The following is an 11,917-nucleotide window of genomic DNA, read 5'->3' on the forward strand; positions in this document are numbered from 1 at the left end:
TTCAGCTGGGTGATACATATGACCTCTGAATACGAAATGTCGGTCAACGACTACATTGCTGTCATCAAGCACCATGCCTTGCTGTTGATCCTGAGTTTCGCGGTAATACTCGGCCTGAGCGTAGTGGTCGCGATCTCTATCCCGCCCATCTACGAGTCATCTGGCACTATTCTGGTCGAGTCTCAGCAGATTTCGCCAGACCTGGTGGCGGGGAACAACAATACCTTTGCCGATGAGCGCATCGAAGTCATTCGCCAGCGCGTGATGACCCGTGAGCATCTGGAAGCGATCATCGACAAGTACAATCTTTTTGCTTCGCAAAGCCGGCAGTTGAGCCTTTCCGAGAAAATCGATGAAATGCGCAATGCGATTACAGTCTCCTTGGTCAGTGCTGTCGTTAAGGGGCGCGGAGAAGTGACAATTGCTTTCCGTCTTGCCTTTGAGCACCGGCAGCCAGAGATTGCCAACAAAGTGGCCAACGAACTGGTGACGCTGTTTCTGGATGAAAACATCAAGCAGCGCACCGAGCGCGCCAGTGAAACAACGGAGTTTCTGACGCAGGAGGCGGACAAGCTCAGGGTCGAACTGGAAGCCCTGGAAAACCGCTTGGCAGACTTCAAGCAAGCGCACAGCAACGCGCTTCCCGAGCATCAGGAGTTGCGCATGAATATGTTGTCACGCGCCGAAACCGAGCTTAAAGAGGTCGACCGTGACTACAAAACTGCCCGTGAGGAGTTGCGCTTCAATGAGTTGGAGCTTTCCGCAGCAGCGACCAAGCATGGATCGCCCGGCGCGGCGGTTGATAAACAGCAAGATCTGGGTAGCCTGAAGGCGGAGTACACCCGGTTACTGTCGCTGTATACCGAAGCCCACCCCGATGTGCGTGCCGTCAAACGCAAAATTGCTGCACTTGAGGCTACCAAAGGTGCTGGTGGTGCAGCGGCTTCAGTCAATCTGGACCTTGCCAAGGCTCAGGCCCGGATTACTGCCGCAGAAACACGTATCAAGTCGCTGGCCGATCAAAAGCAGGAAATACTCAAAAAAATAGCCGACTACGAGGCGCAAATTCTTGAGACGCCGCAAGTCGAGCGCGGCTTGGTCACACTGATGCGTGACTATGAAAACGCTAAAAAGAAATACGAGGAAATACGCACCAAGGAAATGAGTGCGAAAATTTCCGAAAGCCTGGAGCAGGAAAACAAAGCCGAGCGTTTTGTTCTTCTGGAATCGCCATTGATGCCTGAAAAGCCGATACGGCCGAACCGTAAAAAAGTGGTTGCCATGGGCTTTGTTCTCGCTCCGGTGGGCGCTGGCGCATTGGTGATGGTCCTTGAGATGCTGAACCAGCGCGTGCGCGGAGCTGAAGCCTTGGCCAGTGTGCTGGGTAGACGCATATTGGTTGCGATTCCCTACATATACACCAGAGCGGAACTGGCACGCCGTAAGCAGTGGCGAACGCGATTGATCGTCAGTGGAGTCGTGATAATCGTGCTTTTTTTGGTGTTCCTGCACTTCTTCTACATGCCTCTGGACCTTCTGATGTTTAAAACTCTGGGCCGGTTTGCATAAGGAATATAGCCATGGAAATAATCAAGCCCGATACCGAGAATTCCGAGCAACAGCCTTCGTCAAGTCTCGTGACAATGCCAAAAGCCATGACAGTGACCGGGCAGTCTGCTGGTCTGAATGCGCTGAGTTATGTGCAAACCAAAGTTGTACCGCTGCGGCCAGATCATCTCGAGCGCAATCGCATTGTGGCGTACAACAAAAACTCGAATATGGGGGGGGCTTTCGATCTGCTGCGTACGCAAGTTCTGAAAGTCATGGAAGAAAATGGCTGGCGCACGCTTGCTATCACCTCGCCAACTCCGGAGGCAGGCAAGACTGTATTGGCTATCAACCTGGCAATGAGCATCGCCCATCACACCACCAAGACGGCGCTACTGGTGGATTTCGACTTGCGTCGTCCGATGGTGGGTGCCTGCCTGGGTCTGCCGATGGAGAAATCGCTCAATGAATTGCTGGACAATGAAGCGGAACTGCAAGAGGTTCTGGTCAACCCGACCTTGCCGCGCTTTGTAGTCCTGCCGACGCGAGAGCCGATCCCTCTCTCCACCGAGGTGCTGTCATCGCCTACAGTGAGCGATTTGATTACTGATCTGCGCGAGCGCTACGACTCGCGTATCGTGATTTTCGACTTGCCGCCGTTGTTGAGTTCGGACGATGCTATTACCGTCTTGCCTAAATTCGACTGCGTCCTGCTGGTGGTCGCCAACGGCATGAACAGCAAGAAAGAGATCGAGGAAAGCCTTTATCATCTGGGGACAGCCAATCTTATTGGCACGGTACTAAACAAAGCCGAGCGCCCAAGTCGCTCTTACTACTAGGCTCTGTACGAAAACTCGCCGAGCGGCGATCAGGCAAGGCAAAAACAGGCGAGGAAGCGGAGTTTAGTCCACTAAATGAGCATTCCGAGCCTGTTTTTAACGCAGCATGATCGTCGCGCAGGCAGTTTTCGTATAGAGCCTAGAGCGTCACCCTTAGGCGTTCGGCGTATGCGCCAGCGCCGACTTTCAGTGCCAAGGGTACTTCTGCTCCCAGCTCCAGGCGTGCGCCACTATCTGTTCAAGTGAGGCATATTGCGGTTGCCAGCCAAGTAATGTATTGGCCATGCGGGGATCGGCCACAAGGCGTGGCGGATCGCCGACGCGGCGTGGCGCTTCGCTCACGGAGATACCCTGGCCGGTCACGGCGCGTGCAGTGTCTATGACTTGTTGTACTGAGAAACCTTGACCGTTTCCGAGGTTCAAAGCCGTGCTTGCACCACCTGCCAGTAAATAATTCACGGCAAGTGCATGAGCTGCAACGAGGTCGACAACGTGGATGTAGTCGCGAATGCAAGTGCCGTCAGGTGTGTCGTAGTCACGGCCATAGACGGTGATGGTTGTGCGCCGACCGGAGGCCGCTTGCAGTATCAGTGGAAGCAGGTGGGTTTCCGGTTCACGGCGTTCACCTAACTGTCCTTCAGGGTCTGCTCCGGCGGCGTTGAAGTAGCGCAGGCAGACCGACTTGAGTCCGTATGCACGGTCGAAATCTTCAAGCATCTGCTCCACCATCCACTTGCTTCGACCATAAGGGTTGATCGCGGCCTTGGGATGCTCTTCGTCGATAGGTACATACACCGGGTCGCCATAGATGGCTGCGCTCGAGGAAAAAATGAAGTTTTTAACCCCGGCACGAACCACGGCTTGTAGCAGCGTAAGGGTTCCAGCCAGGTTGTTTTGGTAATACTTGGCAGGTTCAGTGACGGATTCGCCCACTTGTGTAAATGAGGCGAAGTGGAACACGGCATCAAAGTGCTGTCCCGCAAACAAGACGTCCAGGGCTTGTGCGTCGGCGATGTCCAGTTCGACCAATCTCCCGCCCATCAATGCGCCGCGATGGCCCGTTGAAAAGTTGTCTGCCACCACCGGTTCGTGACCTGCACGCAGTAGTTGCTTGACCATATGCGAGCCGATATAGCCTGCGCCACCAACAACCAAAAATTTCATCCTGATCTCCCCGAAACTGTTGCTGTGTAAGCGCAGATTGGAGCGTCAGCGCGATCGGCCTGACCCTGTTTTAAATAGACGGGTTAGTTATTGGCTTGCCGGCGTGCTTGATGGTGCTGTTTCGGCAAGTTTTGTCTGTGCGTCACCTGAAGTTGTAGCTTGCAGAACGCTTTTTTTCAAAAATAACCAATTGGACATCTGCTGGCCGTCGAACTTGATCGTATAGCGTCCATCAAGGTAGGTGGCGGGCAGCTCCTTCATTTGCGCAAGGATGCCGTGGGTGAAAAGTGTCAAGCCTTGCGGTGCCTGGATTGTCAGGGTGCCTTCGAGGGGCTCGACATAAAAAGGTGTTTTGTTGTCGTCTTTGGGGATGGCACGGGTACCCAGTGAAATCAGTAAGTCTTGCGATCGGCCGATAGGCGCGCTGTCCAGGCTTTGCACCACCACACTGGCATTAGCGGTCTTCACTTGAACCTGGATGTTGCCAAGGCTGATCGATTCGCCGCCGATCCAGCCGGTTGCTGCTTGGGTGCGTGGCGTATTGATGGTGTAGATGCCTTGTTTCCAGTTGTGCTTTAACTCGCCAGTGTCTGTCGTGGACTCGCTGGCATTGGCGTCCAGCAGCGACTGATTGGCGTCATGAAACACCTGGGCATTGCTCGAGATAATGCTCTGCTGCAACCAAGGTAATTCTGGCGTCTGTGGCATGGCGATCTGCAGTTTGCCTTTCTCCATGGCGGTACGCAGTAGAACAGCGTTGGTCGGTGTGATGGGTTGGTTGAATAGCGTGCTTGGCGTCGGCGCGAAGACATAGGTCGTCATTGCTTCGCGAACGTCGCCTCGGCGGTAAAGCAAGGCGGCGGCGGGCAGGGTGGCCAGCAGGGCAGGGTCGTTATAGGCGTGCCAGTTGCTGGCACTCATCCATTCGCCGGTTAGCGGCTCCTGGCTGTAGGCATAGTGGATCAGTGCGTCCCAGCCTTGGTGGCTGGCGGTGCCAGCCATATAGAGTGGCAGCGAGTGGCGGTCGGGTGTCGGGAAGGGTTCAGTGTTCCACTCGGTGACGGTCAGGGGTTTGCCTATGACTTGGCCGGCGGCAATCCAGTGCAGTAAACCGTCACTGGTGATCGGGTTTTTCTCTAGCTGCCCAGAGCCACCGTAGCTATGGACGTCGATCAGGTCGCCAGCGGTAAGGGCCGGTAGGGCGTTAAGGCCATTGCCACCCCAGGTACTGGTCGTGGCGATGGGTACCTTCACTCCTGATTCACGTAGGTGTTGAATCATGTCTACGTTGAAACGTCGCTCCAAATCGTTAAGGAACAGCTTGGCAGGGCCGGGCTCCCAGGAGCGCCAGGTCTGGCTTGCGGATAGATTGTGCTGGTTCGCAAAGGCCTTGGCCTCGGCCATGTAGATCCGGTTGTGCTTTGGCACTCGTTTGTCTGGTAATAGGGCGTTGCCAAAGTGCTGGGTGACATCGTTTTCGTTGGTAATCAGTACGGCGGCGATCGCCGGATCGTCTTTGTAGGCGAGTCCGGTGTAGGTGTTTACATGGGTCAAATAGGCTTGGGCAAAGCGCTTCATCGCCTGCTGAATAGTGATATTTACATACGCATAGCCCTTGAGGCCGGCGTCGTTCCTGTCATCTTTTGGCATTTCGTCGAAGCCATAGATGTTGTCGTTTGCCGTGAGGGCTCGCTCGACGTGCATATCGAGCCATACATAAATGCCCTCGTCTTTGAGGCACTTGATCCACCAGTCAATTTTTTTCAGCGAATCCGGGCTTAGTTGCTGGGTGTCACGTGTGAGGTGTCTGTCGAGAAAGATGTTTGGGATGACCCATGGGGAGTCATGGTGGTGCAGTCGTACGAGATTGAACCCGAGTGCCGACAGGCGTTTGGCCTGCTGCTTGATTGCATCGTCTGGCGTAAGAAACAGCGTATAGGCCGCCAGGTTAGTGCCCCAGAAGCGCGCCGGGGTGTTGTCCGCGAATAGCAGTTGCTCGCCGGATACTTTGACGAAGCCGCGCTTACCTGCAGGTTTTTCGTGAGCGTTAAGAAAGGACAGATCGACCGGCGAGGTTTTCCAGTCGAGCGTGTCACTCGGCCAGCTCCTTGTGTCCGCCAGCCCGAAGCGCTCGGTTGTGGTCGGACCGAGTACCACATCGCCAGATAGGCTCAAAGTGGCTTTGAAATTTTGGCGGCCGGGTTTGATCGTGTTCTTGTAAAAAAAAGCACGCACCTGAGATTTATCACCCGGTTCAAAGTACACACTTGCCAGTGCAGGCTCAAAACGCATCTCAATGCGTCGGCTTTGTGTATTCCCCCAGGACCAGCCGCGGTTGTCGGGTAGCAAAGCCGGCTCACCCATTTCTCCATTGTAAAGGGCAGGATCGAACTTGAAGACGATGCCTCCGCCCATCACGTCCGGCATCATGCTGTGTGCATCCAGGGCAATGTTCCAGGTTAACTTTTGCTCGTCTTCCTTCTGAATCTGCGCACTTACGTCGAAATCCAGGTTTTTGTTCTTGCCTGCAAGGGAGTAGCTATAAGGGGAGTTCACTTTGAACGCGGTCGGCAAATCCGCCCATTCCCAGTGGCTCCCCCAGAAGGCGAATGAAGAAGAAACTACAGGGTTGCCACCGCGCGCCAGCATTGGCAGGCCACTGCGCTCATCCACGCTGGAGACCCAGTCCGACGCCCAGGTGCTAAACGGCCAAATAGCAAGGGGCAGGAGAACCACTAGCAGCATATGGGGGCGGTGAAAAAAAGAGGTCATGAGCGTTACCGGAGTTGAAGGTTGGCGCTCGCACTGCTTGCAGTCTCAGTGCGCTTGAGCCTGCGCACCATCTGAGCATAGGCCACACCCAGTCCGGCCACCGACCAATACACCACGGGGATCACCGTGATACTGCTAACGGTAAAGATGGTCACCAGTATCCCGGCCAGTACCGCCAACAGCGCACGTCCGAGTCGGCGCGCCTCATCGTCTTTGTTGGGGAACGAGCGTATTGCCGTATGAATGCCGAGCAGCACAGTGGCGAAAAAAAACACGAATAGCGTCAATCCGATCAGACCGATGTCCAGCGCCAGGGCGATATAGGTATTCACAATATCGATGACGCCCTCGCCCTGAATCATGGACTGCATCTCAGGAGTGTTGCGGTAATCGAAAGAGCCCAACCAAGGGTTGCGCTGGATGACGATCACTGAGTTGTCAATCAAGCGCTGCCGGTACGTGATGTTCTCTACGTCTACCGTACCGATGAACGGTAGCAGATCGAGGAATTTTTGCCCGCCAGGCACGATGGCCAGCAGGGGAAGGGCGAGCGCTCCGGCGATTGCCAGAAGCATCAGGCGTTTGACAGCTTTACGGCCGGTGGCGATGAACACGGTGATCATGACGGCTGCGCCAATCCAGGGGCCACGCGACACCGGTGCAAACAGACCGCCAGCCAGCAAGAGCGCGCCGAGGCATTGCTGCAATCGGCTGCGTACGCTCTCGCGCAAGAACAGGTAAAAGCCGATGGCCACGCTAATGACGTAACCCAGTGCGATTGCCTGGCCGGTGGTGGCGCTGGCGCGTAATGAATCACCACGATTCAGGTAGCTGGACATTCCCCAGTGCATGTCCAGGGCGACAATCAGCGCGTTGTACAGCAGCCAATGGCGGGCAAATTCGACGAGACCAATAAGCGCCAGCACCATGGCGGCGAGTACAAATCCCAACAGAGCATCCTTGAAGTCGCTGAGTTCCTTCAGTGCCCTGCTGGCAACGTAGTAAGGCAAAAAAACGTCTGTGAACAGGTAGAGCGTCTGGCGCAGGTTGTCGGTCAGCGTGGTGTTACGCAGGTAAAGCAGGCTCGTCAGCAAGAGGTAGGCCGCTAGCAGTTTGTCAGGCCAGGTGCGTCCGAAGCTCAGTGTGCTTGCTTGCCTGCGTAGCATGAAAAAAGCCGGCAACAACAGACACAATGCGAGCAGACGAATATGGTTAAGTGCAAAAAAATAGTTGATCAGGCCGAAGCCGGGAATCTCTGCCGGGGCCGGCGGGATGAGAAACAGCAGAAGGAAAAACAGTGCCAGAGGATTGCGTTCGCGTTGTCGTGCGACGGTCAAAATAATAGCGGCAATGCCCGCGTACACCCAGAAACTGTGCGAGACAAAGGCCAGTAGCGTCAATGCGAACCACAGATTGCGGCGACGAGTGAAGTCGTGGTGTGGGATCAGGTCTACTGCTGGTCGACGCGCCAAGGCAAAAACGATGCCAGCTAAAACTAGAATGACGATTAACGCGCGAAAGTGCTCAGGCATGGATTCTTGAACTCATGGATGGGTGAGCAACGGCTAGTGAGATGACCAATTGTAGCTATAGTAACGTGCGTACCATTTGAGTTTGGGGTTGATGTCATGCCTCCAATTGATTTATCGCCATCGTTGAGCCTTCGCAGGCGAGCGATATCTGCTGGGGCATGGAATCTGGGGGCGCTTGTAGCCTCTCAAGCCATTCGCTTGGGCGGCAACCTGGTAATGGCCCGTCTGCTGATGCCGAAAATTTTCGGCGTAATGATCATCGCCACCACCGTTTCGGTGGTTCTGCACTTGCTTTCCGATGTCGGTTTGCGCCAGAACATTATCCAGAGCCCGCGTGGCGACGATCCAGTGTTTCTCAATACCGCCTGGACAGTGCAGATCCTGCGTGGCGTTGTCCTTTTTGCTTCGACACTTCTAATCGCGGGCTTCACCTGGTTTGCGCAAGTCATCAATTTGTGGTCGGTCAATTCCACCTATGCCGCACCGGAGTTGCCGCTGGTGTTGGTCTTTACCGGTTTTACCGCGATCATCTTTGGGTTCCAGTCGACGAAACTCGACTTGGCCGTTCGCGATTTCCAGCAAAAGAAAGTGGTGCTCGCCGAGTTTGCGTCCCAGCTTGCCGGGCTGCTGGTCATCGCTTACCTATACTGCAATCCAACTGCCCTGATCGCCTGCGCTGAGGATCTGACGGATGAACGTGATCGACTATTTTGATCGAGCAAGAATCATCAATATCTCGTCAAGAAAGGATCGCCGTTTAGAGACAGTAGAAGAATTCGCTCGTAACGGCTTTCAAATTGATGATGAAAAAATAGGCTTTTTTGAGGCTGTTACGCCCAGTGAGAGAAATGGCTTCCCGAGCGTCGGGGCCAGAGGCTGCTTTTTGAGTCATCTGGGGGTGCTGGAAGAGGCAATGCGCCTGAATTTGAAAAATATCTTGATCATGGAGGACGACATACAGTTTTCCAGACACATTCCTCAATATGGGAGACAGGCCATCGAGTCTCTGGAAGGTATGGAGTGGGACATCGTCTATTTTGGGCATCCGTTTGAAGGGAACTCAAGCTTGCCTGCTTGGGAAGTGGTCGACCGGCCAATACATTTGTCCCATTTCTATGCTGTAAACGGGAAATGCTTTGGGAAATTGAGGGATTTTTTATTCCAGGTTCTGGAGCGGCCACCGGGACATCCTGACGGAGGTCCGATGCATTATGACGCTGCTCTCAATACGCTTATTCAAAAGAACAAAGAGATTCTAGCTTACTATTTTACCTGGAATCTTGGCTATCAACGGCCCTCGCGGACGGACCTGCATGAACCTTCCATCTTTGACAGGGTGCCTCTCCTGCGGTCGGTAATGGTTATGCTTAGGAGGTTAAAAGCAAAAAACCTGAGAAGAACTCGATAGTTTTCTGTTACTTCGCTTTTTAGGAAAGCTCTGAAGAAGACTTCCCGTTTCTGGTGACATACACCGATCACGTTGCCTGAGATCCAATGAAGCAGTTGACCTTTTGCAGTCGCCGAGTGTAGTGGTTTCTAGTGGCCTGAGCGGTTAATCCATTAATTTGTTTTTTATCACGCTCAGCTTCACCTTATGTACCGAGCTAGTGATGGCCTCAGCCGTTTTATTCCACTTGAACGGCTTGGCTGAATGCTCATTGTGAGCCTCGATAAATTGGCGGATAGCCACCTTCAGGTCGGCAACGCTGGTGAAGGCGCCCCGGTACAGCGCTCGTCTTTCCAGTTGTGCAAACCAGCCTTCCACGGCGTTGAGCCAAGACGCACTGGTCGGTGTGAAGTGCAATTTGAAACGCGGATGCTTTTCCAGCCACTGCTTGATTGCAGCCGTTTTGTGGCTGGCACCGAACCTGCCAGGACGAGCTTTACCTGCCCGAGCATCTCGGGAAACCTCCCCAGGACCAGGAAGAACGCCTGCAGCCAGTTCTCTCACGCCGAACTGCGGTTACGGCGCGCCAGACGCACCACCTACAATGGGTAGACTAGCAGCGCCAGCAGCACTGCCCAGTCCAACGTGACCCTGCCTGGTAGCGTCATTAGTGGCACTGTCCCAGAGCCAGGCACGTCGAGCCTCCTGCAACCAAGTCCCTTCACATTTTCGTACTTCCACCCCTGAAGATTCACAAAGCACGAACAGCGACGATATTCGACACAGGGCCAGCCCGGGCTCAAGCAAAGAGCCTGACGAGCAACGCCCCGAACAAGGCTCCAAGCGCCAGAGCAGGTAGCACTGCAAGCTCGCGCCTCAGGTCAAAAAGACCCAGTTGGCGACTGACTTTGTAAATCAGGAAAAGCGTCAAGTAGGTATGCAGGGCGACACCCCAGATCGCATAGGTCACCCCACCGATGGCCAAAAGCAACGGCAGCAGGATGAACAGTGAAATGACCCGGATGATGTTATCCATGGCCAGGTACTTGGTCAGCCCGAGGGCCAGCCAGATCTGGTGCGCCAGAGTGAAGCGCAAGGTAAAGAGGGACAGCGAGAGGATAGCCATAATGCCGCCGGCGCCGGCATAACGTGCGTCGTATAACCAGCCGATGATCAGTGGGCTGGCGGTCAGCAAGAAGCCGCAGGCGAACAGCGAGACTAGGTCGAACAACAGCCTGAAGCGATAGTACAGGTTGCGCAATCGCTCCTTGTCGCCACTTCTCGCCGCTTCACTGAGGGCCGGCAGGGCGACTGCCCCGGCCAGCCGCTGCAGGCTCAACTGGATGGTTCCAAGGATGCTCACGGCGATGGAATAAACCCCCAGTTCCATGGCCGACATGCTGCCGCCGAACCAGATCCGGTCACCCTGCATGGCCAGGACCCCCACCGCGGACGACAACAGTATCCAACGGCCGTAGTCGAGCATCTCGCGGAGCGCCGCCGGGTCCCACTGCGGGCGGTTGTTCGGGCCCTGGAACATCAGGTGACTGAGGACAGTGTAGACCAAGGTGGCCAATAGGCTCGCCGCCACCAGCGACCAGATAGAGCGGGTGAAGTAGCCGGCCACCAGCATCACCACCAGGCCGGCGAGCTGCGTGATCAGTTCCGCGAGCACCACCTTCTTCTGCTGAAACGTACGGATGGCCACATCGACCTTGGTCGACTGGAAGCCGTAAATAACCGCGAAAAAGCCGGTTAGTGCCAACGCCAGCGGCAGCTCTGCAGCGGCATAGGTGGTGTGCGCCGGCCACAGTTGAAGGTGCTGCGCGAACCAGGCACAGAGGGCCAGCAGCTGCATCAGGAGAAACAGCACAAAACCGCGGACGATCTGCACTGTCCACATGGTATTGAGAAACAGCGGGTCGTCGCCTCGTGGGCTTTGGATAATGTTCTGCCGCAGGCCAACATCAGAAAGCAGTAGCAGTAGCACCGAAACGGTGGTGACGATGGCCATCACGCCGAACATTTCCGGCACCAGCAGGCGGGTGATCACCAGGTTGCCGCCCAGTCGCATGACCTGGGAAGCCAGCATGCACCCGATATTCAACGCCCCAGCCCAGATGACCCGCTTGCGAAGGCTCTGCGGTGACGACAACTCGATCGAAGGCATAGCAACATCCCTCACCCAATCTCTAGCAAGCTACTATAGTCTCGATCTGCCATGCCGTTAGCACACTCTAGGTTTTGTACGAAAAACAGTGTCGCAAGCGCCGCATGGAACAGACCAGCGAAACCATTGCCGCAAAGCTTTTCGCGAGTTTGACGAAACCGCGTTGCGATGCGGCGGTTCTCTTACAGCCAGCCGAACATCCGCTCAATGACGTTGCGCTGCCGGTACTTCGGTCGATCGAAAAGTCTGGGTAAACCGGGTTTGGGCTTGCGCTTCATCGTCCGCAACGGGATTACCGGTTGCAACTGGGCGCTGAGCTTTTAAAAAGCACGGTCAACGCGACAACTACCTTGAAAAACGCCGGAAGCAATCTATGGTGAATTCAATATCGGATTGTGTGTCCGATTGGTCCCTTGAGGTGAAAGCGTGCTTTTCTCGACAGCTATCTACGGAATCTCCGAACAAGTCTTCAACCGTGGAGAAATACACCCTCACCACCTGACCC

7 protein-coding genes and 3 pseudogenes are annotated in these 11,917 nt (G+C 55.0%); 4 read left to right on the forward strand and 6 right to left on the reverse strand.

Going from position 1 to position 11,917, the window contains the following annotated elements:
• Positions 1-18: 18 nt before the first annotated feature.
• A complete protein-coding gene (locus tag AO353_RS21125; RefSeq protein ID WP_054596696.1) occupies positions 19-1,569 on the forward strand; it encodes a GumC family protein in 1,551 nt (516 codons plus the stop codon).
• Between the two features lie 74 nt (positions 1,570-1,643).
• Complete coding sequence (locus AO353_RS21130; RefSeq protein WP_237142998.1) at positions 1,644-2,387, forward strand: CpsD/CapB family tyrosine-protein kinase; 744 nt, start codon at positions 1,644-1,646, stop codon at positions 2,385-2,387.
• Positions 2,388-2,573: 186 nt separating this feature from the next.
• Here the strand turns inward: AO353_RS21130 and galE are convergent, their stop codons facing one another.
• The 3 genes from galE to AO353_RS21145 all read right to left on the reverse strand — a co-directional run bounded on the left by galE (position 2,574) and on the right by AO353_RS21145 (position 7,855).
• A complete protein-coding gene (gene galE / locus AO353_RS21135; RefSeq protein WP_054596697.1) occupies positions 2,574-3,551 on the reverse strand; it encodes a UDP-glucose 4-epimerase GalE in 978 nt (325 codons plus the stop codon).
• 87 nt (positions 3,552-3,638) lie between these two features.
• Entirely contained in the window at positions 3,639-6,323 is a 2,685-nt protein-coding gene (locus AO353_RS21140; protein WP_054596698.1) for a cellulase family glycosylhydrolase, read from the reverse strand.
• Positions 6,324-6,328: 5 nt separating this feature from the next.
• Entirely contained in the window at positions 6,329-7,855 is a 1,527-nt protein-coding gene (locus tag AO353_RS21145) for an O-antigen ligase family protein (RefSeq protein WP_054596699.1), read from the reverse strand.
• A gap of 96 nt (positions 7,856-7,951) precedes the next feature.
• Between AO353_RS21145 and AO353_RS21150 the strand changes: the two are divergent.
• Positions 7,952-8,500: pseudogene (locus AO353_RS21150) on the forward strand (oligosaccharide flippase family protein); the annotation flags it as partial.
• 46 nt (positions 8,501-8,546) lie between these two features.
• On the forward strand, positions 8,547-9,263 hold the full coding sequence (locus AO353_RS21155) for a glycosyltransferase family 25 protein (protein ID WP_054596700.1): 717 nt from the start codon (positions 8,547-8,549) through the stop codon (positions 9,261-9,263).
• A gap of 144 nt (positions 9,264-9,407) precedes the next feature.
• On the opposite strand, the pseudogene AO353_RS21160 reads toward AO353_RS21155, so the two are convergent.
• From AO353_RS21160 to AO353_RS29985, 3 genes and pseudogenes are all read right to left on the reverse strand, one after another.
• Positions 9,408-9,716: pseudogene (locus AO353_RS21160) on the reverse strand (transposase); the annotation flags it as partial.
• A 325-nt stretch (positions 9,717-10,041) separates the two neighbouring features.
• The gene (locus AO353_RS21165; protein ID WP_054596701.1) at positions 10,042-11,412 is read right to left on the reverse strand and encodes an oligosaccharide flippase family protein; all 1,371 of its coding nucleotides are present in this window, start codon (positions 11,410-11,412) and stop codon (positions 10,042-10,044) included.
• A gap of 67 nt (positions 11,413-11,479) precedes the next feature.
• Positions 11,480-11,720: pseudogene (locus AO353_RS29985) on the reverse strand (transposase); the annotation flags it as partial.
• Between the last annotated feature and the right edge of the window lie 197 nt (positions 11,721-11,917).

This window comes from Pseudomonas fluorescens (genome assembly GCF_001307155.1).
Lineage (GTDB): Bacteria > Pseudomonadota > Gammaproteobacteria > Pseudomonadales > Pseudomonadaceae > Aquipseudomonas > Aquipseudomonas helvetica.

Bases quoted from the DNA above. Each gene is read 5' to 3' on its own strand.
- AO353_RS21125 (WP_054596696.1), top strand. From the start codon at position 19: ATGACCTCTGAATACGAAATGTCGGTCAACGACTACATTGCTGTCATC.
- AO353_RS21130 (WP_237142998.1), top strand. From the start codon at position 1,644: ATGCCAAAAGCCATGACAGTGACCGGGCAGTCTGCTGGTCTGAATGCG.
- galE (WP_054596697.1), bottom strand. From the start codon at position 3,551: ATGAAATTTTTGGTTGTTGGTGGCGCAGGCTATATCGGCTCGCATATG.
- AO353_RS21140 (WP_054596698.1), bottom strand. From the start codon at position 6,323: ATGACCTCTTTTTTTCACCGCCCCCATATGCTGCTAGTGGTTCTCCTG.
- AO353_RS21145 (WP_054596699.1), bottom strand. From the start codon at position 7,855: ATGCCTGAGCACTTTCGCGCGTTAATCGTCATTCTAGTTTTAGCTGGC.
- AO353_RS21155 (WP_054596700.1), top strand. From the start codon at position 8,547: ATGAACGTGATCGACTATTTTGATCGAGCAAGAATCATCAATATCTCG.
- AO353_RS21165 (WP_054596701.1), bottom strand. From the start codon at position 11,412: ATGCCTTCGATCGAGTTGTCGTCACCGCAGAGCCTTCGCAAGCGGGTC.